We start from the raw sequence: 24344 nt of genomic DNA on the forward strand, positions 1-24344 counted from the left end.
CCGACCTCAGCGCGACGACCTGCCCGGGTCGGGCTCAGGGCTCAGGGCTCAGGGCTCAGGGCTCAGCGGCGGGCGAGGCGCCGTTCGCCGCCGGCACCCGTGGCGTAAGGGAGCTCGTAGTGCGCGAACACGGCGGGCTCGTCCTCGGCGGGCAGGACGTCGTCGGTGCCGATCGACGGGGCCTGCTTGACCTGGCCCTTCGAGAACGGGACGCGGACGTACTTCGGCCCGACCACCGCGCCGTCCAGGGGAACGAACACCAGCCGGCGCCGGGTCGCCAGGCCGATCGCGACCGTGGCGAAGAAGGGCTGGTCGGAGGCCGTCTCCACGTAGACGGCCTCCAGCGAGCCGATGCGGTGGCTCTTCTCGTCGACCACCGTGTGGCCGCGCCACTCCCGGATGTCTGCCATGTCGATCGCCACGACCCTGACCTCCCGTCTCCCGGCGTCCTCGTGTCGCAGCGCTCCGGCGCTGCGGTGCCGGGACCTCCCATCCTGCGCCGGGACGGCGGACGGCGCGCGGCGAGGCACAGGGGTCGCGCGGGGCCCACCTGCGGGCGAAACAGGCATAGAAGGGGCATTCCGGGGCGACCCGACCATCCGCCTCCACCGCCTTGACCAGGGCTTTAAGCTGTCCGCCAAGAACGCTGCAAGTAGATCGTCAGATCTTCGACAGATGGGGGCGACGGTCATGCCCGTGGGCTACGAGAGCATGTGGGATCCCGGCCGACCCGGAGTCCCCGCCGACCTGAGACCCGACATCCCGCACCCGGCCCGGATGTACGACTACTACCTCGGCGGGAAGGACAACTTCCCCGCCGACCGCGCCGCGGCCGAGAAGGCCCTCGCGGCCAACCCGGAGTTCCGCTCCACCGCGCGCGCCAACCGGGGCTTCCTCACCCGGGCCGTACGCTGCGTCGCCGACCTCGGCATCGACCAGTTCCTCGACATCGGCACCGGCATCCCCACCGCCGGCAACACCCACGAGATCGCCCAGGCCGTCAACCCGGCCGTGCGCGTCGTCTACGTCGACAACGACCCCATCGTGCTCAGCCACGCCCGCGCACTGATGTCCGGAACGGGCTCGGGAGGCACCACCGTCCTCCAGGCCGACCTGCGCGAACCGGCCGCGGTACTCGCCGCCGTCGAGAGCGAGGAACTCCTCGACTTCTCCCGCCCGATCGGCCTCGTCCTGGCCGCGGTGCTGCACTTCCTGCGCGACGAGGACAAGCCCTACCAGGTGGTGACCACCCTCCTGGACGCCCTGCCGTCCGGCAGCCACCTGATCCTCTCCCACGGCACGGCCGACTTCATCCCCGCCGCGGTCCGCGACCGCGTCACCGGCGTCTACGACAAGGCCACCGCACCCCTCGTCGGCCGCACCCGCGACGAGGTCCGCGCCTTCCTCGACGGCCTCGACGTCCTCACCCCGGGCGTCACCACCGTCCCCCTCTGGCGCCCCGAGACCACCCCCTCCCCCGACGCCGACCGCGTCAGCATGTACGGCGCCGTAGCCCGCAAGCCCTGACCGGCTCGCACCAGCCTTCGGGAAAATATACCGACCGGTCTACCGATTTGCGCAGCAGCGCTGACCGGTGCCCGTCCACCCGCGCAGGAAGTCGACCACATCGACTTCCTGCGCACCCAGCAAGGTCAGCATCCGCACCTCCCGGTCCGGCCCCGCAGAAAATCTGCAGACCGGTCTACAGATTCAGCGCCGGCCCTCCCCTTGCCGCACACGGGAAGTCGACCGGATCGACTTCCCGTGCAGGACCTGTCGTCGACGCTCGCCGTCAGGCCGCGACCTTGGCGACGAACGCCGCGAGGTTCACAACGGACCGCTGAATCCGCTCCTCGAGGGTGAGCGACTCGTGGAAACCCGACCCCGGGCCCGCGTCCTTCTTGCCCCGGACGTACAGCGAACAGGCGAGGTCGCTGCAGATGTAGGCACCCACGGAATTGCCCTGCTTCCCCGCCTTGCCCGCCCTCGCGGCGACCATCAACGACACCCCACCGGTGTGCACGGTCACGCAGATCGAACACATGCTGCGCCGCCCCTGCCACGCGGCGGCACCGGGACTGCGCAGCGCGACGGCCACGACGCGCCCGTCCGACTCGGCGGCGAGATAGGCCCGATCGGGAGCCTGCGGATCCCGCCAACCGAGGAAGTCCAGCTCCCCCCAGGGCCGCTCGACCAGGTCCCGGGGGACGAACAGCCTCTTGGCCTCGCCCTTGCTGCAGTTCAGGAAGGCGGCTCGGATCTCTGGTTCGGTCAGCTGCTTCATAATCGGCAGGCTAATTTACCTAAACCAATTAGGCAAATGCATAACGCCCATCGCCCACGAGGCCCGCGAGGGGGCAGGCGGGTGAGTCCACCGGGGTGCGGTGTCACCCCGCTGGTGAACTCCTGCTGCTCTCCCGTGCTCGGGAACCCATGACAGGAGCCACGGTTGCCGGCCGGCCGGGGGCGCGCGGCGGATCCTGTCCGAGTACCCCGCACCTGCCGAGCCTGGCCGGCGCGGCGGGCCGAAGGCGGGAAGCCCGGCGTGGCCACAGGAGGGAGCGGGCCTGCGCTGACGTGCAGTTGGGATTCGTCCGGCCCTTCCGACCGGGGCGACGGCGCCAACACCCCTACAGGCATTCGCAGTTGCGGCACGGGCGGGAGAGCCCAGGTTCGGGGCGCGCCCTGCTGCCCGTCGGCGCTACAGGTCAGGGGTTCCTCAGGGTCGAGATCAGGGGCAGTCCGGAGGTGCGGGCGCCGCTGGCGGGCCTAGCGTCGGGTGCGGCGGGTGATCGTTGCCGCCCGGCCGGTCCAACCGGCCGTCGGATCCAGGGAGATGGCGAGCGAGTGTTCCGGAACAGGGCTCTACCGACGCGGGCTGTGCGCCCCGTACCCGGCACCGCGGCGGACGCGGGCGTGGCCGACACCGTCCGCCTGATCGGTGTGCACAAGGCGTACCGGCGCGGCGACAGCTCGGTGCGGGCGCTCGACGGGGTGGACGTCGCCTTCGCGGCGGGCACCTTCACCGCCATCATGGGCCCGTCGGGATCCGGCAAGTCGACGCTGCTGCAGTGCGCGGCGGGCCTCGACCGGGTCGACGCGGGCCGGGTCCTGCTGGACGGCGCGCCGTTGCACAGGCTCTCCGAGCGCGCCCTGACCGAGCTGCGTCGCGCGCACATGGGCTTCGTGTTCCAGTCCTTCAACCTCGTACCGGCTTTGACGGCCCGCCAGAACGTCGAGCTTCCCCTGCGACTGGCGGGCCGAGCGATCGATCCGGCGGCGATCGAGCGGGGCCTGGCCGAGGTCGGTCTCACCGAGCGCGGCGAGCACCGGCCCGCCGAGCTGTCGGGTGGCCAGCAGCAGCGGGTCGCCATCGCGCGTGCGCTGGCCGCCAGGCCCAAGGTGATCTTCGCGGACGAGCCCACCGGCGCCCTGGACTCGCGCACCGCGCGCGAGGTCCTGGCCCTGCTGCGCGGGGTCGTCGAACAGCACGGCCAGACGGTGATCATGGTGACGCACGACCCGGTGGCCGCCTCCTACTCGCAGCGGGTGGTCCTGCTCGCCGACGGCCGGGTGACCGGCGAGCTGTTGGAGCCGACGGCCGAGGGCGTGGCGCTGCGCATGACGGCCCTGGAGCCGGGCGGCGGGCCGGGATCGGGCGCCCGGGACGGAATGGACGGGCCGTCGGAAAGCGAACGGCTAAACAGCGAACGGCGAAACGAGGCAGGCCTCGGTGGGAATCGGGCGAAGCCGTGCTGAGCCTCGCCCTGGCCACGCTGCGCCACCGCCTCACGGGCTTCCTCGGCGCCTTCGTCGCCCTCGCGCTCGGCACCACGATGATCGGCATGATGGCGCTGACCCTGGCCGCCACCTTCGGCACGCCGCACCCGGGGCCGCAGCGGTTCAGGGCGGCCGCGGCGGTGGTCGCCCCGCTGGGCTTCGAGGGGCAGCCGATGAAGGCCCCGGCGGTGCTGTCGGCCGAGGTCGTCGCACAGGTGACCGCGGCGGGGACGACGACCGCCGACCGTAGTTTCCCGGTCCGGCTGGACGCGGGCTCCTCGGGAGCGACCAGCCAGGTGGGCCGGACCGGCCACCCCTGGTCCTCGGCCGCCTTCGCGGGCTACCGCCTGCTCGCCGGGCGTGCCCCGCAGGCGGCGGGCGAGATCGCCGTCACCGGTGGCGCGGAGTCGCTGGTCGGCCGGACGGTGGAGGTGGGCACTGCGGCCACCGGCACCGGCACCAGCACCGGCACAGCGTCCCACGGCGTAGCCTCCGACGGCGCCGCCTCCCTCGGCGAAGTCTCCGGCGCTACAGCCTCCGGCGCCCCCGCGCCCGGCGGGCCCCGCCGCTACACGGTGGTCGGCGTCACCGACGCGCTCTGGTTCGAGAGCGCGGTCTTCTTCGGCGACGCCGAGGCGCAGCGCCTCTCCCCCGGCGTCAACGCGCTGGTCACCGACCAGGACCCGGGGCGGCTCGCGGCCGCCGTCGCCGGACGGGCCGTGGTCCTCGGGGGCGCGGACCTGACCCGGCTCGACCCCGACTCCACCGGCGGCGCGCAGGCGCTGGCCGACGCCCAGGCGATGGCCGGCAGTACGACCGGACTCGCGGTGTGCGTCGCGGTGTTCGTGGTCACCGCGACCTTCGCGTTCGCCGCCGAGCAGCGCCGCCGTGAGCTGGCGCTGCTGCGGCTGGTGGGTGCCTCGCCCCGGCAGGTGCGGCGCATGGTGCTCGGCGAGGCGCTGCTGATCGGAGTGGCGGCCGCGGCCGTCGGCTGCGTCCTGGCCCCGCTGGGGACCGTGCCGCTGCGGTCGTGGATGCTCGGCCACGGCGTGGCCCCGGACTGGTTCACCATCCCGATCGGCCTGCCGGCCCTGCTGGTCGCCTTCGTCCTCGGCGTGGCCGCGGCGCTGGCCGGCTCGGCCTCGACCCTGGTCCGGGTCTCGCTGGTCCGGCCGGTGGAGGTGCTGCGCGAGAGCGTGGTGGAGCGGCGTGCGATGACGCCGGTCCGCTGGCTGCTGGGGGCCGGGATGCTGGTCGGCGCGGTCGCCGCGGGGGTCGTCATCGCGCGCACCGAGCCGTACCTCGCGGCGAGCGCGCGCAAGTACGAGGCCGTCCCGGTGCTCTACGTCGGGGCGTTCACCCTGCTGGCACCGGTCCTGGTGCGTCCGGTCACCCGGCTGCTGGTCGGCCCGTTGCGCGGCTCCGCCAAGGCCGGCCCGCTGCTGGTGCGCGAGAACGTCCTCACCGCCCGGCGGCGGACGGCGGCCACGGTGGCACCGATCGTGGTGGCCGTCGGGCTGGTCGGCACGCTGCTGACGATGCAGCGGTCCGGTGACGCGGCGGTGCTCGCCCGCCAGCAGCAGGAGGTCCACACGGCGGGCGTGGTCGTACCGGGCGGTTCCGGGATCGACGCCGGGACGCTGGAACGGCTGGCGGCGGTCCCGGGGGTCCGGGTCACCCCGGTGACCTCGATGAACGTCCGGATCGGCACCGCCGCCGGCGATCAGATCGACTCGCTGAGCACCCTCGCGGTGCCCGCCGCGGCGCTGGGCACCACCATCACCCCGCCCGTGCGCTCCGGTTCACTCGCCTCACCGCCGGCGAACTTCCTGGTCATCGACGAGCACGCGGCCGAGTCGGACGGCCTCGCGGTCGGCGACCAGGTGGTGGCCCTGCTGCCGACCGGAGTGCGGGTGCCGACCGTCATCGCGGCGGTCGTGGCCCGCGGCCTGCACGGCGACGACACCTACCTGTCCGCCGCCGTGACCGGCACACCGGCGCCGACCCAGGCCTACCTCGACTCCGAGACGGGCCGGGGGCGTCCGCTCGACGAGGGGCAGACCGCCGCGGTTCGCCGGGCGCTGACCGGCTCCGGGGCGCACCTCGCGACCTACGACGCCTACCTGGAGGCGCGCCGTACGCAGGCCGCCGAGCAGACCGACACCGCGGCGGTGGTCATCCTGGGGATCGCGCTGGCCTACGCGCTGATCGCGGTCGCCAACACGCTGGTCATGGCGATGGCCGGTCGGCGGCGGGAGTTCGCGCTGCTCGGCCTGGCCGGCGCGGTGCGCGTCCAGATCGTCAGGGTGGTCGCGGCCGAGTCCGCCGTCGCCGTCCTCGTCGGCACCGCCCTCGCGGCGGCGGCGACCGTCGCCGCGGCCGCGACCCAGCACGCCTCGCTGAGCCGACTCGTGCCCGACGCACCGACCGTCGTCCCGTGGTGGCAGATCGGCGCGACCGTCGCGCTCTGCGCCGTGGTCACCGTGGCCGCCGCCTCGTCGGCGACCGTCCGCGCGACCCGCGGGCGCGCGGCCGAGGCGGCGGGCGGGCGCGAATAGCGAAGCGGAGCGCTGATCTGACGGGCCCATCGGACGAGCCGACCGGACGGGACCGATCGGTTCCGCAGGTCGGTTCGGCTGACCCGGTCGGGCGACTGAGGAGGGGCGACCGGTAGGGAACACGTGGTGAATCAGTAGGGATCAGAAATCGGGTATCGCCGATCAGTTCGATACTGATAGCTTCCTCGACGTGGCAAAGCTGAACCAGATCATCGCCGTCGAAAAAGGCGTCAAGTCGAAGTCCTTCCAGGAGCTGACGCAGGCCCATCAGGATCTGCAGAAGCCCGCTCTGCTGGCCGGGATCTCCCGTGCGTACCAGCCCAAGGACGAGGAGGGCGAGCAGCTGCCTCCCGAGTCGACCCGGGTGCAGCTGAAGGCCGAGGACGTCCTGCGGTCCACCGCGGTGACCCTCACCCGGCTGTTCGACGTGACGGCCACCAAGGACTGGGCCAACGTCGGCGCGAGTGCGGACGTGGTCGTGGACGGCCAGGTGCTGCTCGCCCGAGTCCCGGTGCCGTACCTGCTCTTCCTCGAGAAGCAGCTCACCGACCTCTTCACCTTCGTGAAGAAGCTCCCGGTGCTGGACGCCTCCGAGTCGTGGAACCTGGACGCGTCCACCGACTCCTGGAAGACCGAGCCGGTGCGCACCATCCGGACCAAGAAGGTCCCGCGCAACCACGTCAAGGCCGAGGCGACCGACAAGCACCCGGCCCAGGTCGAGGTGTACTACGAGGACATCGCCGTCGGCTACTGGACCACCGTCAAGTTCTCCGGCGCGCTGCCGGCCCGTCGGGTGAACGAGCTCGCCGAGCGGGTGGAGAAGCTCCAGCAGGCCGTCAAGTTCGCCCGCGAGGAGGCCAACGCGGTGGAGGTCACCGACCAGCGGGTGGGTGACGCCGTCTTCGGCTACCTGTTCAGGTAGCCCCATGATCGCCCGCCCGGGGAGCCGGGCGGGTGCGCCGAGCACGTCACCTCGCCCGCCGAGCCGGGCGGGTGCGTTGCACGGCGCGCAAAGCTGACACTGATGTTGAAGCTGACCAAGGGGTCACAGTGGAGGTTCGAATCCTCCCCCCGGCACCACGGGCCGGGGTAGCCCAAGCCAGGCAGAGGCAGGCCCCCTCAAACTCAGATTCTCGCTCCAGTCTCAGCATTCGCCGCCGAACGCCGGATCGACCGGGTGCGGACGAATATCGACGAATGCAGGTTCAAGTCCTGTCTGTGCCGCTCCGTGGCACGGTAGTTCAAAGGTAGAACGCGTCGGTTTCAATCTGATCCGCGACCCTTAAACGTGCCGGTGTGCGCAATTGGGCGGCAAAAAGGGGCCCGGGAGCTGGCTACGCTCCCGGGTCCTCTCGCGTTTCCTGCGGCCGTCGGGCGGCGCCTGCCGTCGGGCCCGACGAGCTGCCGTCAGGCGTTGCGTACCGTCAGGCCCTACGTGCTGCCGTCAGGCGTTGCGTACCGTCAGGCGCCTCGTGCCGTCATGCGCCGGGCGGGGTGACGTAGCCGGTGACGGGCAGGCCCTTCGCACCGCCGGTCGCGTGCTCGGGGTCGAGGTGGCTGCGCAACGTGACCTTGTCACCGTAGTTGCCGTCGACGGTGTCGATCGTCCCGTCGCCGTGCACCGCGACCACGACGGCGACGTGACCGCCGGTCTCCCGTGGGGCCGGCTTGCCGTACACCACCAGGTCGCCGGGCTCGGGCCGGGCCGCGCCGCGGTCGTGCCACAGGTGGTGCTTCTGGCCCCAGGCGCCGACTCCACGACCGGTCAGGTCGGTCGGGACCTCCTTGACCCCGGCCTTGCGCCAGGTCCACTCGGCGAAGGCCGCGCACCAGGAGGTCCTGCAGGTGTGGCTCCCGCCCGGGAAGTACTTGTCGCACTCCGCGCTGCCCTCCCGCACCCCGACCTCGCCCCGGGCGACGGAGACGATCCGGTCGCGGAGCGCGGAGCCCACCCGCGTGGCGGGGGCACTGGTGACGGCACTCGCGTCCGTGCCGCCGCCGGTGGCCGCGGCGTCCGCCGCGCCGGCACTCACGCCGAGGACGCCGCTGACGACGAGCGCGGCGACGAGCGTGCCGACGACGCGCCCCGTCCGGGCGAGGGGCACCGCCTGGGGCAGAGCACGGGACGAGGCGCGGTCCGTGCCGCGCTCCGTGGTGCGGTCCGTGGCGCGGCGGTGGTCCTGGTTCACGGGGATCACTCCTTCGGGTTCACTCCCCGCCCGGGCACGGCGAAGGAAGTCCCGGGCCGGGACGGGGATTTGGGAGGCGTCGGCGAGCGCCGACGGCAATCACCATGCCACCGGGCGGGGCGCCGTCGGTAGCCTGGGCCGGTCCCAGGTGTCCCAGAGCCCGCCCGTCCGTCCCACACGCCTGTGACCTGCACCGACGTGGCGGACTTGGGACGGCGGCGGGTCGCCGGGAAGGCGCGAGGAGGAGGCAGATGAGCGGCAGTCGGCCCACCCGGGGGCGTGCGATCCCCCTTCCGCACCCGCCGGACGTCCAGGAGTGGACCGGCCTGATCGCCACGCTGACGGCTCAGCTGGACCTGCAGGGGCGGTCACTGGAGAACCGGTCCACCAAGGCCGGCCGCCCGGTGGGCAAGAGCACCTGGCACCGCGTCCTGACCGGCCACACCCTGCCCTCGGCTCAGGTGCTCGACGTGATGCTCGGCAGCGGCCGGTTCACCGACGCGCAGCGCCGCTCGCTGCGCACCGCCTGGGAGAAGGCCGCCGACTGCCTCGACCGGACCGACAGCACCCGCCGCGCCGCCTCACCGGCCGCGCCGCCCGAACCGGTCGAGCCACCCGCCGCCCCGGCCACCGATTCACTGCCCACCACAGCCCGCCGCCCCCACCGCCAGGCCCGCGCCCGCCGGACCGCAGGCCGACTCACCGGCGCACTCACCGCCGCGGCCGCCTGCGCCCTGTTCGGCCTCCTCTGCCTCCTCGGCCTCCACCTCCTCGGCGGCTCCGCCCCCACGCCCGTCGAGGACTCCGCCGACGCCGTCGCCCCCACATCCCCCGCGTCTCCCACGTCCCCCGCGTCCCCGACGACGACCTCGGTTCCCCTGACACCCCCGTTTCCCCAGGCACCCCCCGCCACTCGCCCCGCCCCGGCCGGACGAGCCGCCCCGAGCACCCCCGCCACCGAACGGCCGCCCCTCGTCCAACCCGCGCCGGCCACCGAGCGCCCCGGCGTCGAGAAGGGCACGCTGGGCGAGGACAGCCGCTGCAGCCGCCCCTTCCAGGGCCCCGACGTCGTCACCTGGCGGGTCTGCGTCCTGGTGGAGGCCGACCGGGTCTCCTTCGCCCTCAAGGTGACGAACCGGGCCAGCGCCCCCACCCGGGCCAAGGTCCACCTCGAGTTCGCCCGCGCCGGGACCATCCACCCCTGCCCGGGCGCCGCCACCGCCCACGTCATCGACCTCGACGCCGGCACCACCGTCCTCACCCCGCCCGCCGACTGCACCTCCGAACGCCAGCCCACCGCCCTCTCCTACCAGGCCCTCGGCCGGGTCGTCGCCGCCGACGCCACCGACGCCGCCTACAACGTCTCCCCCACCGCCAGCGTCTACCCCACCAGCCCCACCATCTGGCGCCCCGACCTCCTCGACTAGCGCACGGCCAAGGGGTGTCGGCCCGTCGCGCGACGGCGTGCCCGGAGCATTCGCTGGCGAGGCCCGGCCCGCCGGGCGGCACCGCCGCGCCATCCGCGCCGAGGCCCTGCGGATCGGCGTGCCGTCGGTGCAGCGATGCGGGCAGGCCTGGAGCGAACGCGGGGAGGGCCGTCACAGCGTCAGGTTCCGTTCGGTTCGGTCCCGCGGATCGTCAGCCTCTGACGGACTTCACCTCAGTGGCCCGAGGGGTTCCGGCATGAGAGCCTCACGCTCATGGCCACTGAAACCGAGGTGGGCGAGCTGTTGCACCGACGTGGCTGGCGGACGGTGTTCACGGTCGCTGACAGGGTGAACGCGTGGGCCGCCCTGGTGAGTGCCGTCGAGCGCGGCTACGACGACGACATCTACGAGTACACCAACGACCTATATTGCCGGAACTGGCTCCACGAGGCATGGCTCCTGCTGGACGACCACGTCGTCCAGCTCTGGACTCCTCGGATCAGAGCCCTGGACGGGCGGTACCGGGCCGCGACCGTCGATGACGACGGCCAGGCGCTCGAGCAGTTCCACCGACTGCCCGGCCCCGACCTGTGGTGGTGGCGACGGCACCCCCGCGCCCTCACCGGGGACCTCGGGCGATCACTTCGCTCGGCCGGAGCCATCGACGGCGTCCCGTGACCGGCATGGCCCTCCGCCTGGCGGTCTCGGGACAACCGACGACGGCACGGGTGTCGAGGGCGACTGACCGGACTGACCTGGTTCAGGCGCCGGTGCACGCGGATCGCCCGGCGAAACTCTGCGCCGTGACACCGAGAATTCAGCGGGTTCCCGCCGGATCGCCGCGGTCGAGGAATCGGCGAACGTCGGCGGCAAGGGCGGTCAGCTGTTCCCCGCCTTCCAGCCAGGTGGTGACCGAGGCCGCCCAGGAGTCCTCGCGCGTGCTCCGCGGCCGGAGGGTCCAGGTCAGGCCGACGTGGCCGCCGGGCCGGAAGACTGCCCGCAGGGCGAGGTGGTGCGTGCTCCAAGTGCGCTCGCCCTCCCAGCCGCGGAAGTCGGCGGCGAGTGCGTCGAGGAAGTCGGCCAGATACTCGTCATCCCAGAGCCACGTCACGACCGAGCCGAGTCGGGCTTGGAGGCCTTCGGCGCGCAGGTCCATCGCGAAGCCGGTCCCGTACTCGTCGGGGAAGTAGCGGTCGGAGAGCCTCACCTGGGTGGTCGGGTCGTCCCGGGAGCGGATGGTGAGGGCGGGAGTGTCGGTGGGATCGGTGTCGCTGGCGTTCACCCGCTGGACAGTAGACGGCATCGGGTCGGAAGTCACCGCGATTCCGTTTCGGACGTACCTGGCCCGCATCGGTCCTACGCCCTCGCCGGTTCCTGCCCCTCGGGTTCGGAGCTGTTCGCCGCCGGCCGTCCGGACGCGGACGGCGACACCGGTTCCGACACAGCCGGCGACGGCCTGCCACAGCTGCTCACGGACCCTGGCGGAGGCGGTGCCGACGTACAGCTGGGGGGCGACCTCGACGAGCCGGCGGGCAAGGGCGCCACGGACGTGGTCGGGGACCGCGCCGCGGCCACCACCATCGCCTCGTCCGGCATCAGGGACTCTCCACCAACCTCCGGTGCGTCGCCGCCTCGTGCCGCAGGAGGCCGCTGCGTTTCGCCACCGCGTCGTCCTCCGCGAACGCCGGGTCAGCCACCGGCTCTGCGAACTCCCCGGCGGGCTGCGTCGGACGAGGGCCCGGCCGCCGGTCAGGGCCGGGGGCGTGCTGCTTCCAGGGCGTCGGCCCGGGCCTGGAGGTCTGCCGCGATGGCGTCCCAGTCCGGGCCGTGCAGGTAGAGGCTGTGGGCCGCCTCGCGCAGCAGCTCCGGGTCGTCGGGGCGCTGGAGGAGGAGCAGGCGGTAGGCGAGGTTCCGGACCCAGACCGGCAGCTCGCCGTCGACGATGTGCGGGCAGAGTTCGCGGAGCATGGCGAGGATGGAGTCCGCGTCGGCGAAGGTCAGCCGCTCGACGAAGAGGAACTCCTCGTGGTTGCCGGCGCACTCGGGCGCGGGGCGGTACTCGTCGCCGAAGACGCACCGGGCGTGTTCCGTCAGGGTGGTGTGCATGCCTCGGAGCGTACGGCGCCGTGACCGACCGGGCGGACCCATCGGATCCGACGGACGGAACGTTCAGCGCGGCGCGAGGCCGCTGATCATCAGGGTGAGGGTGAAGTCGAACCGGTCGTGGCCCTCTCCGGCGGTGAGTTCGGCGGCGTGGCGGGTGGTATGGGGGAAGGTCGCGGCGGGCAGGGCGGCGAAGCGGCGGAGCAGTTCGTCGCGGTCGAGGACCCAGGCGTCGTCCTCGTGCGCCGAGCGCTCGCGCACGATCGACAGTTCGAGGCAGTACGCGGCCACGTAGAGCAGGAGGGCGTCGACGGCCCAGGCGGCGGCCTGCGGGGCGATTCCCCCGGCGAGCAGGATGCCCAGCAGGCCTTCGTTGACGCGGATGGTCTCGAGGTCGGTGGGCGCCATGGCGAGGGCGGCCCGGGAGATCCCCGGGTACTTGAGGTACTGGTCGCGGATGCGGGTGCAGACGCCGCGGATCTGTTCCTGCCAGGCCGCGGGGTCGGGCCGGGGCAGGTCGAGCTCGGCGCAGAGCCGTCCGATGAGCAGGTCGTCGAGGTCGGCCTTGTTGACCACGTGGGCGTAGAGCGAGGCGGGCCCGGTGTCGAGTGCGCCGGCCAGTCGGCGCATGGTCAGCGCCTCGTAGCCCTCCGTGGCGATGACGCCGAGCGCGGTGTCGATGACCTGCTCGACGGTGATCGGGGCGGTGCGGCGCCGCCGCCTGGTGTCAGCGGGTTCGGCCTCGGGGTTGGGCGGCTGCTGTCGCGCCGCGCGTCGCTCTCTCGGGTTCACCCGACCATCATAGCTTGACACGAACGCTGTTCGTTAATAGAACGATGTTCGTAACGAGAGACAGGAGCACGCCGTGAATCCGACCAACGGCATCCAGCAGGACCCGAAGCACGATGCGAGCCCGGAGCCCGGCCCGGATCGGGCCGCCGCTCGGGCTACTGCGCAGGGCACGGGCCCAGGTGGCGCCGAGACCGTGGACGTGACCGTCGTCGGCGCCGGGCCGGTGGGCCTCGTCCTCGCCGCCGAGCTGGCGCTCGCCGGGGCGGCCGTGCAGGTGCTCGAGCGGCGGACCGAGCCGGACGAGTCGATGAAGGCCGGTGGGATCAACATCCCGACGGCCGAGGCGCTCGACCGCCGCGGCCTGCTGCCCGCCGCCGAACGGGTGCAGCGGGAGCTGCTCGCGCGGATGGGGCCGCCCACCCGCCCCACCGACGCTCGGCAACGGCCCGCCGACGGTCGGCACCAGCCGGCTGCCGAACGGAAGGCGGGCGAGACGCGGTTCACCGGGCACTTCGCAGGCATGGTCCTCGACCCCGACCTCGTGGACTGGTCCGACCCCGACCTCGCCGACCACACCGCCGCCGCGGGCGCCCGCCTGGTGCCGCAGCGCGAACTCGAGGCGCTCCTGGCCGACCACCTCGCGCGGCTCGGCGTACCGGTGCGACGCGGAGTCGAGGTCACCGCGTTCGAGGACACCGGCGACGGCGTCCTCGTCGACACCAACGTCGGCCCCCTGCGCACCGGCTGGCTGGTCGGATGCGACGGCGGGCGCAGCACCGTACGCCGCCTCGCGGGCATCGGCTTCCCCGGCACCGACCCCGAACTCACCGGCCACCTGGCCGTCGTCGACATCGCCGACCCGGAGAAGCTCGCGGACGGCTGGGCGTGGTCCGCCCAGGGCGCGTACCGCTACGGGCCCCAGCCCGGACGGGTCGTCACCGTCGAGTTCGACGGCGCCCACCACGACCGCACCGCCCCCGTCACCCTCGACGACGTCCAGGCCAGCCTCCGCCGGGTCTCGGGCACCGACGTCACACTCACCGCACTGCGCGGAGCCGCCACCCGCTGGACCGACAACGCCCGCCAGGCCGCCTCCTACCGGTCGGGCCGGGTACTCCTCGCCGGCGACGCCGCGCACGTGCACTCGCCGTTCGGCGGCCAGGGGCTCAACCTCGGGGTCGGCGACGCCATGAACCTCGGCTGGAAGCTCGCCGCAGTGGCCACCGGACGGGCCCCCGAGGACCTCCTCGACACCTACGACGCCGAACGACGGCCCCTCGGCGCCTGGGTACTCGACTGGACCCGCGCCCAGATCGGCGTGCTGCGCGGCGACGCCAAGTCCGCGGCACTCCGCGAGGTCGTGGCCGACCTCCTCGGCACCCCGTCCGGCGCCACCCACGCGGTCAAGAAGATCTCCGGGGTCACCCAGCACATCGACCTGCCCGGCGACCACCCGCTGATCGGACGGTACGCCCCCGACCTCCGGCTGAACGACGGCACCCGCCTCGCCGACCACGGCCACACCGGCGGATTCCTGCTGCTCGATCGCACTCCGGACGGCACCTTCGCCCGCCACGCCGCCCCCTGGGCCGGACGCGTGCGCCGCGTGGCGGACGACGGCCCGTCGACGCCGGCGGGCGTGCTGGTACGCCCGGACGGCGTCGTCGCCTGGGCCTGCGACACGGCCGACCCCGACACCGTCACCCACCTCGACGCCGCCCTCCGCCGATGGGCCGGCGCACCGCACGGGGTCGCGTACGAGCCTGCGGGGTGAGCAACCGAAGCGTGGGCCGGGCGGGGCCGCGCTTGGCAGGAAGGGCTGGCTCCTTGACGCCACTTCAGTCGACCGAAGCCGGCATCGGGCCCGCGACGATCGGTCAAGAAGCAGCGATGCCCCGACCACACCGCGGATCGCAAAGCCTCCTCCCCGCCCACCCGCGGGGGTCAGCCTTTGCCACCGCCCGCCCCACCGGGCCGGGCGGTGGTCACGGGCTCCGCTGCACCGCCCGGAGTTGCGCCGCCCCCGCTACCGGAAACGACCACGCGCGTACGTCCAGGACCTGGTAGAACCGGGGTGGCTCGGGGGCACCGGGCCGCACGTTTCGGGAGGCATCGTGTCGGGACCGGCAGTCGGGCTGTGGCTCCACCGACCTCGCGCGTTCGAGGACGTTCTGGCCGACATGGTCCCGTGGTTGGAGACCTTCTGCGAGCCGGTGGAGATCGAGGCCGGTGGCGGTCTGGCCCTACGGGTGCGCGACGCTTCGCCCTTGGGGCTGAGGGACTTCGATCCGGGAAACGCCGGCGGGTTCTTCCTGTCGGAGGACGAGTGCCTGCCGGCGGAGGACGAGGACTACTCGGCCTTCTCGACGCCGCCGGTGAAGGGACTGATCGTCTCCGCCGGCTGCTCGGGACGGGAGAACCATCTGCTGCTCGGGCACCTCGCCCTCGCCATGGCCCGGCGCCTCGGCTCGCCGGTCGACTTCGACGGCGTTCTCGGATACCCCGTCCCGCGCGATGACACTGGCGACGGGACGGACCTGGCCAGGGCGAGGGCGCTGGTTGCCTCCCTGCCGGGGAAGGTCGCCGAGGTCTCCTACGACACGGGCGGCGCCGGCCGCTGGTTCCGGCATGTCGGTGACGTGGAGTTCCTGGCAGCTTGGCTTCGGCATCCCGACTTCCACCTGGTCACGTAGCCGACCTCCGGGGCTCTCAGCCGTCGGCCCGGGCGACGGTGTCCGCGCAGCCTCAGCACCGGTGCCGCGATCAGCACGCCGGCCCGCTGGCGGGCGGGCCACCCGCAGTCCTGGGCGGCCATCCCGAGATCGTCGCCGAGGCCCGGATGGTCGCACCATCCGCGCTCGACACCGAAGGCCTCTGGGCGGAGTCCACCGAGGACATGCAACTCCACTTCCTGATAGCCGATTTGGTGCTCACCGCCGACTGACGTCGACGGAGGCGCAGGCGCCAGGGGGGACCGCCCGTCCCGCGCCACGCCCCGGACGTGACGGTGACCACGGAGACGACCGGCACCACGAGGGCCAGACCCACCATCAGCGCGGCCCGGCGCGGGACCGGCCGGTGCCCGGGCCCGGCGTGTGGTGATTCCGGGTGAGCGGGACGCGGCGCGTCGGCACGTTGGCGGGGCGGGCCCGCGGTCGGCGGCTAGGACGGAGGGATGCGACTTCCCTCACCGACCGCGCTCCTGGCGCTTCCGCTCGTCCTGCTCGCCGGTGCCGTCCACGGTGCCGCGCCCGTCTCGGCGGCGGCGCCCCCGACCGCCCGCCCCGCGCCCTTCGCCGCGCCCTTCGCCGCGCCGCCTCCCGTGGCCGCGGAACCGCTGCCGGAGTACCGGTTCACCGGCGCGGGCTTCGACGCCTGCTCGGCCCCGTCCGCGGCGGCGATGTCCGCCTGGCGCACCGCCTCGCCGTACGGCGCGGTGAACATCTACAGCAGCGGCAGTCAACGCCACTGTGAGCAGAAGCAGTTGACGCCGCAGTGGGTCGCCACCGTCCGGGCGATGGGGTGGAAGCTGGTGCCCACGCACGTCGGGCTCCAGGCGCCCTGCGCCGAGCGGGACGACAAACCGCTGCGGATCGACCCGGACCGGGCCGAGGAGCAGGGCGGCGAGGAGGCGGGCGAGGCGGCGGCGGCGCTGCAGGCGCTGGGCCTGGGGCCGGGCAGCCCGGTGTACCTCGACATGGAGGCCTATCCGACGGGCGACGAGGTGTGCAGCCGGGCGGTGGTCGACTTCACCGTCGGCTGGACCGAGGCCCTGCACGCGGCCGGGTACCGCTCCGGCTTCTACTCCAGCGTGAACTCCGGCATCGCGGACGTCGTCGCGGCCGCCCGGGACGGACGTGCGCCGATGCCCGACGCGATCTGGTACGCCCGCTGGGACGGCCGCCCCACGACCACCGGGCAGGCCGGGCTGCCCGACGATCTGTGGACCCACCACCGCATCCACCAGTACCGGGGCGGCGCCGACGAGACGTACGGCGGCGTGACCCTCAACGTCGACCGCGACGCGCTGGACGGACTGGTGGCCGGCGGCAGCTGAGCCGTACCGGGCGGGGGGCGGGACCGGCCGCCCGCGAGTGCCCCCGCCCGGTGGCCGTGATAGCCACTGCCGGACCATGATCCGCCCCCTTCGTCGGTGGGTCACGGCGTGGCATGCGCGCCCCTCGGCCGGTGGGGCCGAGGGGTTGCGCGTCGGCGTGGCCGTTGGAAGCTCCGCCCCGCTCAGAGGCTGCGGGCGGTGACGTTGCCGTAGGTGGTGGTCGCGATGATGGTCAGCTGGGCGGCGGCCCCGTCGGTGTTGTGCAGCGCGTTGTGGATGCGGCCGTAGGAGGTGCCGGCGTCCAGGGTGGCGGACACGCCGCGGGCGGCGCCGACCGAGATGTCGCCGTGCTCGGTGTGCAGCGAGACGGCGCCGCCGGCAGCCTCGGTGACGGTGAGGTCGCCCTTCTGGGTGCCGATTCGGGCGGGCCCGCCCAGGCGGCCGAGGTGGATGTCGCCGGACTGGAGGGTGAGGCGGGCGCTCGCCGTCTCGTCGAGGTCGACCGTGGCCTGTGCACCCTCGAAGACGACGTCGCCGAGGCGTCCGGTGCCGCGCAGCTCGGCGAGGGCGGCCTTCGCCTCGATGTGGGAGCCGGCCGGCAGCTGGACGCTCACCTCGACCTGTCCGCCGTCGCCGAGGATCCGGTTCTGCGCCGGCGCGGCCTCGATGCGCAGGACTCCGTCGGCGTAGGCGATCCGGATCCGCTCGGCCGCCTTCACGTCGCGGTTCTTCGAGGCGTTCGCCGGGCGGACCTCGACCACGGTGTCGCTGCGGTCGGCAGCGGTGAGCCGGATGAGTCCCGCCGGGATGTCCAGGACGGCGGTGACGGGGGCGGGGGTGTCGAACTTCTGCATGATGTCTCTCCTATGCTTGCGCTCGTCGTTTCTGACGATGGAAAAGCTACGTTGCTTTCCATATTCGGGCAACACTCTCGTTGCGACCGATCAGCATTTGCGCAGGTGAAAGCGCGTAAATCGTTGCAACACTCCTGAATCTAACGCAACGACAGGCTGCTGCCCGTTGCAGTTGACTGGCGATGAACGCTACGGGGTGACGGCTGTGGCACGCGGGTGGCGGCCCTCTCCGAGCGCAGGCAACCGACCCTCGCCGGAACGCGTCTCGATCTGTGGCGGCGTCAGAGGCTTTTGCGCGTCGCCGCCGTGCGGGCCGCACCGTGCGGCCGCGAGGATCAGGAGCCCTTCATGCCGGACCAGGACGACGTGACCGCCTCCGCCTGGCCGCCAGCCCCGATCAGGACCGAACGGCTCGTGCTCCGCGGGTCCGAGGCCCGGGACCGCGCCGCCTTCATCGAGCTGTTCGCCTCGCCGGAGGTGGGCACCCACGTCGGTGGCGCCCGGCCGCGGGACGAGCTCGAGCGCGCGATGCCCCGGGTGCCCGGGCGGCGCTTCGGCTTCTTCGCGGTCGAGCTCGGCGGCGCGATGATCGGCATGATCACGCTCGACCCGCGCGACCCGGGGCGTCCGGGTCACGTCCGGCCGGAGGGCGGGGAGACCGAGCTCGGCTACATGTTCCTGCCGCAGACCTGGGGGTACGGGTACGCCTCCGAGGCGTGCACGGCGGCGCTCGACTGGTTCACCGGCGTGTTTCCGCGCGAGCCGGTGGTGGTCTGCACCCGGACCGCCAACCGCGCCTCGATGCGCGTCGCGGCGAAGCTGGGGTTCACCGAGGTGGCACGGTTCGAGGAGTACGGCGCCGGGCAGTGGTTCGGCGTACGGTCCCCGGTCACGCCGTCGACATGACCTCACGCACACGAGGACACGGGCCTCTCCCGGGCGGAGCGACCCGGCCGCCGCCCCGGCTGCCGAACCGGCAGCGACCGGACGGCCCGGCCCGGTCCGCCATGACTGACGCGCCGTGGGCCGCCGCGCGACGCGCACCTCGCAGTCAGACGCGCACCTCGCAGTCAAATGACTGATGTGCGCCCGATGCGGTTCGGCGAGAGTCGGGGTCGCCGGGTGTTCCCCGGCGGCGGGCACGGGGGCGTGCCCGCGCGTTCGTCGACGTACGAGATCGAGGAGCACCAGGATGACAACCAGTCAGCGGCCGGTCGGAACGTGGAGGACGGCCGTGGTCGCCGGGGCCGCGGCCCTCGCCGTCACCGGAGGCATCGCCGCACCGGCCGGCGCGGCGCCCGCCTCGAGCTCGGCGGCGGACCGCCTGGACATCGCGAACGAGGCCCGGTTCGGCGACGTGCAGCTGGGCGAGCCGGCGCACCCCCGGGACCACCCGGGCGGGCGCCCGCTGATCAAGCACTACTGGGTCGCCAAGCTCGGGTACGCCGCCGTGTCCGCCCTGAACCAGCGGACCAACTTCGGCTGGCAGCGCAACTACAAGGACTGGACGGTCGCCATCGTCGGCAACGACATCCAGGGCAAGCGGGTCACCGTCTACACCAAGATCACCAACCTCTACTACGGCGAGGGCGGCGTCATCGGCGCCCAGACGGCACCGACTCAGCAGGTGCTGATCGCCCAGAACACCATCAAGGCCCAGAGCGTCGACGTCGTCACCGAGATCGTCAACGTCCACGTCATCAGCCCCAAGTGGGAGGACGTCTTCAGCGCCGACTGCCGCGCCCAGGAGGACCTCCGCAACGCGGTGAAGGCGCAGCTCGCCTGCACGATGGGCTGAGTCGCAGCCGAACTGCCGGGGTGGCGTGGCTCCACAGCGGGGCCACGCCACCCGGGCCGACGCGGGAGGAAGCGGCTGCCCGGTCCGGCGTCAGTGGCGGGTGCTACGTTCCGTCCGTCGTGACGACGGAGGGATTCCCGATGCAGGAGATCTGGGCGCGGATCGAGGCCGCGCTCGGGCGGATCGCCCCGGAGGTGGTGGCCGCGATGCCGCCCGGTGCCACCGAGGAGGAGATCGCGGCCGTGGAGGCCGTGATCGGGGTGGAGCTCCCGGAGGACGTCAGGGAGTCCTACCGCTGCCACGACGGCCTGCCGGGGGTCCTGATCGGCTGGCACGACGCGCTCCACTCGCTCGCCGCGATGGCGGACGACTGGCGTGAGCGGGTCGTCGACGCCGGGGACCCGCCGTGGGACGAGCGGGAGGAGGACGGCGTGATCCGCCGCGACGTCGCCTGGTCCGCCGGGTGGATCCCCGTCATCGGGATCGGCAACGGTGACGTGATCTGCATCGACCTGGATCCGCCCACGCCGGAGCGTCGCGGTCAGATCATCGACTGGTCGCACGAGGGCTGGCGGGCCCGCTACGAGAGCGCCGGCCTGCGGGAGTTCCTGGAGCGCTTCGCCGCGGACCTGGAGGCCGACCGCTACCAGGTCGGCGGGACGGGCGGCGCACGGAGCGGCGGTGGCCTGCCACTGGTGATGCTCAAGGACTGAGGACGGTCCGGCGGCCGGGGGTGGTCGGGGTTGGCCTCGCGCCCTCCGACTGCGCGGGATCGGGGCGGTGGCGACCGGGCCGCGGCTTCCCGGGGCGGGTCGGGGGAAGCGCAGGTTCTGGTAGGAGCAGGGTCCGCTGGTGCCGCTGCCGGTGACCGTCCAGCCGCCGGGCACGGCGTAGCCGTAGACCCGGCCGCCGGGCATCGCGCAGGCCACGTCGGCGGTGGCCGTCGCACCGTGGGGCGCGCCCTGGAGGTAGACGACCTGGGAGGTCTGGGCGTCGCCGGACACCGCCACCAGCACCCAGCCGGCCGGGACCGCGGTGTTCGCCAGGACCGCCACCCTGGCCAGGTACGGTGCGCCGCCGAGGTACTCGATGGTCTTCTGGCCGGTCGACTGGCTCTGCCCGATCACCGCCCAGCCCGCCGGGACGGGGTCGTACAGGCCGATCCGGGTCTGCGTCCCGAAGGGCGGACTGGCCGCGGGCGAGGCGGCGGCGGCGACCGGCCACAGCAGCGCCGCCAGGGCGACGGCACAGGCGGCCAGGGCAGGGGCTCTGCGGACGGAAGTGCCAGCACGCACGGGGGACTCCTCAGCGCTCGGGAACGGGCGTCAGCCGATCCGTTCGGCCCGCCGCGTTCGACACGGCCTCCGGTCACGAAAACCCTCTCGCAGCCACTGACGAAGCATCAATGCTCTTTGATTCAAGGTAAGTTCAACTCACCAGGCGGGTACGCGCCGCTCTCCTCACCGACACCCGCGCCGCTCACCCGGCCTCGCCCCAGGACCCGCATTCGGACCTACACGGGGCGAAGTGCATCACCAACAAGGGCAACTCCATGGCGAACGGCACCTGGATGACCCTGTGGGCCTGCAACTCGGACTGGAACTACGCGCAGTCCTGGCAGATCAGCCTGTGACGCCGTAGCCCTGCTGCGCGCAGCGGTCCGCCGACACACGTCGGCGGACCGCTGCGCTTTCGGCCCCGGGGCCGCAGGGTCCCGGCGTGTCCGGCGGCTCCGCTAGATGTTCAGCCGGAGCTGCAGCCGGCACCCGCCGGGGCGGTTGTCGGTGTCGACGGCGAGCGCCACCGGTTGGCCCGGGGAGGCGGTGAGGAGGTCGTTGGGGAGCGCTCCCCCGCACTGGCGGACGTCGCCGTTGCCGGCGTACCGGATGTCGAGGGTGGTGGAGGCCGTGTTCGACACGAGGAAGGTGAGCGTGCACCCGCCCGGCCGGCTGTCCGTGTCGATGCGGATCGCCGGGCCGAAGGTGCGGGCCGTCGGCGAGGCCGGCATCCGGTAGTCGCCCTGGTTGGCGCACTGACCCGGGGCGGTACCGGGGGCGGACTGGAAGGCGTACCGGACGGAGGTGGAGCCCAGCTGGTTCTGCGGGTCGAAGAGGCCGAAGGAGAGCAGGCAGCCGCCCGGGCGGTCGTCGGTGTCGAGCAGGATCTCGTCGGACCACTCACCGTTGACGTGCCACTGCTCGCCGCGCCGTCCACCGCACTGGCCGGGGTCACCGTCCGGCTCGAAGCGGATGCCGAACGCGGCGGGGCCGAACTCGGCGGGAGCGAGCGCGGCGCGAGCGACCTCGGCAGGGCCGGGCTCCGCGAGGCCCGACTGCCGGTGCGCGGCGTGCGCGGGCAGGGCGGGCCATGCCGGGAGAACGGTGACGGCGGCGGTCGTGGCGGTGGCGGCGGCGAGCAGGGTGAGCTTGCGGATGACGTGGTGCACGCTGGCGGTTCCCTTCGGTGCAGGGCCTCCAGGCCCTCTTGAGGCACAGGGATTCCGGCAGCGTGGACACGCCAAACGGAATGGGCGAGGTCCGGACGGATACGTCACTGGAACGGGCTGCGGGCCGTCCGGAGCGGGCCGGCTGCGCCGGCGTGCCGGCCCGCGGCGCGTCACTCCCGGTGCGTGACGACCGCCAGGGCGCGCTCGCGGACGTCGGCCGAGGGATGGCGGCGCAGTTCGCGCAGGAGCGCCCGCCACTCCCGCGGCCAGCCGAGTCGCTCTCCGAACGACTCCGTCAGCGCGACGGTGAACAGTCCTGCGGCCGCGCCGGCGTCCCCGGCCCGGCGGGCGGTCCGCGTCAGCGCGTCGAGCGTCCCCGATGGCGGCAGCGGGCCCGAGGCGTGGTCCTGCGTCAGCGCCAGCGCGGTGAGCGCGGCCGCCGCCGGTCGGCCCTGGTGGGCCTCGGCGAGCGCGTCAAGGGCGGCCGCCAGCGGCTGCGGCCCGGCCGTGGGGTCCACCAGTCGGCGCAGTGAGGACGGGCACCGCCGCCGGGGTCAGCAGCCGGGCGGGCACCCGGCCGAGCGCGGTCAGCGCCGCGCAGCGCACCGGGTCCTGCTCGTTGCGGAGCCGGGGCAGCAGGGCGAGCGCGTCCTGGACGGCGAGCCGGTCGCCGGAGACGGCCGCGCCGGCGAACAGTGCCGTCCAGGCGGCGGACCGGTCGTCGGCGTCGGGGCGGGCGAGGGCGCCCCGCAGCTCCGGCTGGGCCTCATCGGTGGGCAGGTACGCCAGGACGGGGGCGAGCTGCGCCCAGGGGCGGCCGGCCGCACGGCGGGCGGCGACCTGCCGCCGCGCTTCGGCATGGCGGCGCGCGTGCGGGAACAGCGGCAGCAGCAGCGGGAGTTCGGCCTCCTTCGGGAGGGCCCCGGCGTACACGTGGTCGAGGAACGCGTCGCGTCGGCCCGGCGGAAGGGCGCGCAGCAGGGCGGCGAGGCAGCGGGGCGCGGACAGCCAGTGCCGGCCCAGGGCGGGGAGCGAGGGCGGGTCGGCGCGCACCAGTCGGCGCAGCGTGCCACTGGTCGGCGGCAGGGTGTACGGCCCGACCGCGCCGCGCCGCGGGTCGGCGAGGAGCCGGAGGGTGCGCTCGGCGTCCGTGGCGGCGAGCGGCGGCAGGTGGTCACGGCGCAGCGGGAGGTCCGGGCCGAAGCGTTCCAGCAGGTCGAGGACCCGGGCGGGGCGGGCGCGCACCGTGGCGCCGAGGACGTCGGCCAGGGCGGGCCAGTGCCCCAGCCGCAGCGTCTCGGGGTGCTCGGCGAGGACCCGCTCCAGGTGGTCCAGGAGCTCGTCCGGGAAGCGGGCGGCGAGGGGGGCGAGCGGTGCGGCGTGCGCAAGCTCGGGCAGGGTCCGGGCGACGAACGCGGGGCTGCAGGCGGAGAGCAGCCGGGCGGCCTCCTCGTCACCCCACTCGGCCCGCAGGCCGACCACCAGTCGCTCGGCGAGCCGGTGCCGACGGCCGTGGCGGACAACGCGGGCCAGCCGGCGGCGCAGGGTGCAGGAGGCGCCGGTGTACGCCGCCTCGATCGCCTCGTCGGCGATCCCCTGGGTCCGGGCGGCGTGCAGGGCGTACCCGCGGACCACCGGGTCGGGGTCGGTCAGCCGCTCGGTGAGGAAGCCGGTGGCGCGGCCGGCCGAGGCGGCGAGCGCGGCCAGCCGACGGCCGTACACGCCGTGGCGCTCCAGGCCGGACAGGAGGCCCGTGAGGTCGCCGAGGGCGGCGCGCTCCCGGGCCGTGCGGACGACGAGCCGCTGACGCTCCGGGTGGGAGAGCGGGTCGAGGTCGGCGAGCAACTGATCGGCTTGGTGCGGCAGCGGCCATTCTGGACGGGGCGCAGCGGGTGCGTCCCACCGGTTTTCCGTCGCCCCCGGTTTTCCCGCCGCATGTCGATCTCCTCCCGTGGGGATACCGCGGGTGCCTCGCCTCCTCGGTTCCCTCTGGGGAAAGGGATTTCCATGCCGCTCGGAAATGCGATCAACAAGGCGCTCTGCAATGGACACGACTGGAAGTCCTGGGAGCGGTACGACGGCAGTTTCGCGCTCTACGGGATCTTCCTGAACTACCGGGGCACCCCTCAGGCGGAGCACTGCCTCTGGTTCAGGCAATGCCGGAAATGCCGGGGCCGCGATACCGAACTGCGCCACACCTGGGGCCCCTTGGAGTTCATCGACGAGTACCTCAGCGTCGACTCCCACAACCGGTTCGACGGCTATCGCTGCGTCTGGTGCACGGCCAGCAAGTCGGCGTAGCGGCGCTCGCGCCACGACGCGCGGGCGCGCCGGGCGGCG

General features: G+C 73.6%; 23 protein-coding genes and 1 pseudogene. 13 read left to right on the forward strand and 11 right to left on the reverse strand.

The genetic code is table 11. From position 1 onward, the window contains the following. Nucleotides 1–62 precede the first annotated feature (62 nt). Nucleotides 63–410, reverse strand: coding sequence for a PRC-barrel domain-containing protein (locus ACIA8Q_RS01285; protein WP_396316654.1), 348 nt, complete (start codon nt 408–410; stop codon nt 63–65). Nucleotides 411–711: 301 nt separating this feature from the next. Between ACIA8Q_RS01285 and ACIA8Q_RS01290 the strand changes: the two genes are divergently transcribed. Next, nucleotides 712–1527 (forward strand): SAM-dependent methyltransferase, encoded by an 816-nt coding sequence (locus ACIA8Q_RS01290; RefSeq protein ID WP_396316655.1) that lies wholly within the window; start codon nt 712–714, stop codon nt 1525–1527. Nucleotides 1528–1792: 265 nt separating this feature from the next. Here the strand turns inward: ACIA8Q_RS01290 and ACIA8Q_RS01295 are convergent, their stop codons facing one another. Further along, nucleotides 1793–2284, reverse strand: coding sequence for an FBP domain-containing protein (locus tag ACIA8Q_RS01295; RefSeq protein ID WP_360206207.1), 492 nt, complete (start codon nt 2282–2284; stop codon nt 1793–1795). Between the two features lie 596 nt (nt 2285–2880). Here ACIA8Q_RS01295 and ACIA8Q_RS01300 point away from each other — a divergent pair. The 3 genes from ACIA8Q_RS01300 (at nt 2881) to ACIA8Q_RS01310 (ending at nt 7260) form a co-directional block, all read left to right on the forward strand. Beyond that, nucleotides 2881–3759 carry an ABC transporter ATP-binding protein gene (locus ACIA8Q_RS01300; protein ID WP_396316548.1) on the forward strand — a complete coding sequence of 293 codons (879 nt, stop codon included), beginning with the start codon at nt 2881–2883 and terminating at the stop codon, nt 3757–3759. Beyond that, nucleotides 3753–6338 (forward strand): FtsX-like permease family protein, encoded by a 2586-nt coding sequence (locus ACIA8Q_RS01305; protein WP_396316549.1) that lies wholly within the window; start codon nt 3753–3755, stop codon nt 6336–6338. The genes ACIA8Q_RS01300 and ACIA8Q_RS01305 overlap by 7 nt, the downstream gene beginning before the upstream one ends. 190 nt (nt 6339–6528) lie before the next feature. Beyond that, complete coding sequence (locus ACIA8Q_RS01310; RefSeq protein ID WP_360206216.1) at nt 6529–7260, forward strand: hypothetical protein; 732 nt, start codon at nt 6529–6531, stop codon at nt 7258–7260. Nucleotides 7261–7816: 556 nt separating this feature from the next. On the opposite strand, the gene ACIA8Q_RS01315 is transcribed toward ACIA8Q_RS01310, so the two are convergent. Then, complete coding sequence (locus ACIA8Q_RS01315) at nt 7817–8527, reverse strand: CHAP domain-containing protein (RefSeq protein WP_396316550.1); 711 nt, start codon at nt 8525–8527, stop codon at nt 7817–7819. A 251-nt stretch (nt 8528–8778) separates the two neighbouring features. On the opposite strand from ACIA8Q_RS01315, the gene ACIA8Q_RS01320 reads away from it, so the two are divergent. Together ACIA8Q_RS01320 and ACIA8Q_RS01325 are read left to right on the forward strand one after the other, a co-directional pair. Then, a complete protein-coding gene (locus tag ACIA8Q_RS01320; RefSeq protein ID WP_360206222.1) occupies nt 8779–9954 on the forward strand; it encodes a hypothetical protein in 1176 nt (391 codons plus the stop codon). A 273-nt stretch (nt 9955–10227) separates the two neighbouring features. Beyond that, a complete protein-coding gene (locus ACIA8Q_RS01325; protein WP_396316551.1) occupies nt 10228–10632 on the forward strand; it encodes a hypothetical protein in 405 nt (134 codons plus the stop codon). 139 nt (nt 10633–10771) lie between these two features. Here the strand turns inward: ACIA8Q_RS01325 and ACIA8Q_RS01330 are convergent, their stop codons facing one another. The 4 genes and pseudogenes from ACIA8Q_RS01330 to ACIA8Q_RS01345 all read right to left on the reverse strand — a co-directional run bounded on the left by ACIA8Q_RS01330 (nt 10772) and on the right by ACIA8Q_RS01345 (nt 12849). Continuing rightward, entirely contained in the window at nt 10772–11236 is a 465-nt protein-coding gene (locus ACIA8Q_RS01330) for a DUF6228 family protein (RefSeq protein WP_396316656.1), read from the reverse strand. 129 nt (nt 11237–11365) lie between these two features. After that, nucleotides 11366–11773, reverse strand: a pseudogene (locus ACIA8Q_RS01335) (type I-E CRISPR-associated endoribonuclease Cas2); the annotation flags it as partial. Continuing rightward, the gene (locus tag ACIA8Q_RS01340) at nt 11704–12060 is read right to left on the reverse strand and encodes a hypothetical protein (RefSeq protein ID WP_396316552.1); all 357 of its coding nucleotides are present in this window, start codon (nt 12058–12060) and stop codon (nt 11704–11706) included. The pseudogene ACIA8Q_RS01335 and the gene ACIA8Q_RS01340, both read right to left, overlap by 70 nt. Before the next feature lie 63 nt (nt 12061–12123). After that, nucleotides 12124–12849 (reverse strand): TetR/AcrR family transcriptional regulator, encoded by a 726-nt coding sequence (locus ACIA8Q_RS01345; RefSeq protein WP_396316553.1) that lies wholly within the window; start codon nt 12847–12849, stop codon nt 12124–12126. A gap of 193 nt (nt 12850–13042) precedes the next feature. Between ACIA8Q_RS01345 and ACIA8Q_RS01350 the strand changes: the two genes are divergently transcribed. The 3 genes from ACIA8Q_RS01350 (at nt 13043) to ACIA8Q_RS01360 (ending at nt 16906) form a co-directional block, all read left to right on the forward strand. Beyond that, the gene (locus tag ACIA8Q_RS01350; RefSeq protein ID WP_396316554.1) at nt 13043–14623 is read left to right on the forward strand and encodes an FAD-dependent oxidoreductase; all 1581 of its coding nucleotides are present in this window, start codon (nt 13043–13045) and stop codon (nt 14621–14623) included. A gap of 340 nt (nt 14624–14963) precedes the next feature. Then, nucleotides 14964–15542: a DUF6368 family protein gene (locus tag ACIA8Q_RS01355; RefSeq protein ID WP_396316555.1), complete on the forward strand. Its 579-nt coding sequence runs from the start codon at nt 14964–14966 to the stop codon at nt 15540–15542. Between the two features lie 482 nt (nt 15543–16024). Further along, the gene (locus ACIA8Q_RS01360; protein ID WP_396316556.1) at nt 16025–16906 is read left to right on the forward strand and encodes a DUF1906 domain-containing protein; all 882 of its coding nucleotides are present in this window, start codon (nt 16025–16027) and stop codon (nt 16904–16906) included. 182 nt (nt 16907–17088) lie between these two features. Here the strand turns inward: ACIA8Q_RS01360 and ACIA8Q_RS01365 are convergent, their stop codons facing one another. Then, nucleotides 17089–17760 carry a DUF4097 family beta strand repeat-containing protein gene (locus ACIA8Q_RS01365; protein WP_396316557.1) on the reverse strand — a complete coding sequence of 224 codons (672 nt, stop codon included), beginning with the start codon at nt 17758–17760 and terminating at the stop codon, nt 17089–17091. A 348-nt stretch (nt 17761–18108) separates the two neighbouring features. Between ACIA8Q_RS01365 and ACIA8Q_RS01370 the strand changes: the two genes are divergently transcribed. The 3 genes from ACIA8Q_RS01370 (at nt 18109) to ACIA8Q_RS01380 (ending at nt 20271) form a co-directional block, all read left to right on the forward strand. After that, on the forward strand, nt 18109–18666 hold the full coding sequence (locus ACIA8Q_RS01370; RefSeq protein ID WP_360206247.1) for a GNAT family N-acetyltransferase: 558 nt from the start codon (nt 18109–18111) through the stop codon (nt 18664–18666). A 286-nt stretch (nt 18667–18952) separates the two neighbouring features. Continuing rightward, nucleotides 18953–19558 carry a hypothetical protein gene (locus ACIA8Q_RS01375; RefSeq protein ID WP_360206248.1) on the forward strand — a complete coding sequence of 202 codons (606 nt, stop codon included), beginning with the start codon at nt 18953–18955 and terminating at the stop codon, nt 19556–19558. A 140-nt stretch (nt 19559–19698) separates the two neighbouring features. Further along, nucleotides 19699–20271, forward strand: a complete 573-nt coding sequence (locus ACIA8Q_RS01380; RefSeq protein WP_396316558.1) for an SMI1/KNR4 family protein — start codon at nt 19699–19701, stop codon at nt 20269–20271. A gap of 1022 nt (nt 20272–21293) precedes the next feature. Here ACIA8Q_RS01380 and ACIA8Q_RS01385 read toward each other — a convergent pair. The 3 genes from ACIA8Q_RS01385 to ACIA8Q_RS01395 form a co-directional block, all read right to left on the reverse strand. Beyond that, the gene (locus tag ACIA8Q_RS01385; protein WP_396316559.1) at nt 21294–22004 is read right to left on the reverse strand and encodes a hypothetical protein; all 711 of its coding nucleotides are present in this window, start codon (nt 22002–22004) and stop codon (nt 21294–21296) included. 170 nt (nt 22005–22174) lie between these two features. Then, a complete protein-coding gene (locus ACIA8Q_RS01390) occupies nt 22175–22522 on the reverse strand; it encodes a hypothetical protein (protein ID WP_396316560.1) in 348 nt (115 codons plus the stop codon). Beyond that, a complete protein-coding gene (locus ACIA8Q_RS01395; protein ID WP_396316561.1) occupies nt 22479–23849 on the reverse strand; it encodes a hypothetical protein in 1371 nt (456 codons plus the stop codon). The genes ACIA8Q_RS01390 and ACIA8Q_RS01395 overlap by 44 nt, the downstream gene beginning before the upstream one ends. Before the next feature lie 162 nt (nt 23850–24011). On the opposite strand from ACIA8Q_RS01395, the gene ACIA8Q_RS01400 reads away from it, so the two are divergent. Beyond that, nucleotides 24012–24305 carry a hypothetical protein gene (locus ACIA8Q_RS01400; RefSeq protein WP_360206259.1) on the forward strand — a complete coding sequence of 98 codons (294 nt, stop codon included), beginning with the start codon at nt 24012–24014 and terminating at the stop codon, nt 24303–24305. Nucleotides 24306–24344 lie beyond the last annotated feature (39 nt).

This window comes from Kitasatospora sp. NPDC051705, from assembly GCF_044453265.1.
In the GTDB taxonomy this organism is placed as follows: domain Bacteria; phylum Actinomycetota; class Actinomycetes; order Streptomycetales; family Streptomycetaceae; genus Kitasatospora.

Excerpts from the sequence above, each read along its gene's own strand:
- ACIA8Q_RS01285 (WP_396316654.1), bottom strand. The coding sequence starts at position 410 with ATGGCAGACATCCGGGAGTGGCGCGGCCACACGGTGGTCGACGAGAAG.
- ACIA8Q_RS01290 (WP_396316655.1), top strand. The coding sequence starts at position 712 with ATGTGGGATCCCGGCCGACCCGGAGTCCCCGCCGACCTGAGACCCGAC.
- ACIA8Q_RS01295 (WP_360206207.1), bottom strand. The coding sequence starts at position 2,284 with ATGAAGCAGCTGACCGAACCAGAGATCCGAGCCGCCTTCCTGAACTGC.
- ACIA8Q_RS01320 (WP_360206222.1), top strand. The coding sequence starts at position 8,779 with ATGAGCGGCAGTCGGCCCACCCGGGGGCGTGCGATCCCCCTTCCGCAC.
- ACIA8Q_RS01325 (WP_396316551.1), top strand. The coding sequence starts at position 10,228 with ATGGCCACTGAAACCGAGGTGGGCGAGCTGTTGCACCGACGTGGCTGG.
- ACIA8Q_RS01340 (WP_396316552.1), bottom strand. The coding sequence starts at position 12,060 with ATGCACACCACCCTGACGGAACACGCCCGGTGCGTCTTCGGCGACGAG.
- ACIA8Q_RS01360 (WP_396316556.1), top strand. The coding sequence starts at position 16,025 with ATGCGACTTCCCTCACCGACCGCGCTCCTGGCGCTTCCGCTCGTCCTG.
- ACIA8Q_RS01365 (WP_396316557.1), bottom strand. The coding sequence starts at position 17,760 with ATGCAGAAGTTCGACACCCCCGCCCCCGTCACCGCCGTCCTGGACATC.
- ACIA8Q_RS01370 (WP_360206247.1), top strand. The coding sequence starts at position 18,109 with ATGCCGGACCAGGACGACGTGACCGCCTCCGCCTGGCCGCCAGCCCCG.
- ACIA8Q_RS01375 (WP_360206248.1), top strand. The coding sequence starts at position 18,953 with ATGACAACCAGTCAGCGGCCGGTCGGAACGTGGAGGACGGCCGTGGTC.
- ACIA8Q_RS01380 (WP_396316558.1), top strand. The coding sequence starts at position 19,699 with ATGCAGGAGATCTGGGCGCGGATCGAGGCCGCGCTCGGGCGGATCGCC.
- ACIA8Q_RS01400 (WP_360206259.1), top strand. The coding sequence starts at position 24,012 with ATGCCGCTCGGAAATGCGATCAACAAGGCGCTCTGCAATGGACACGAC.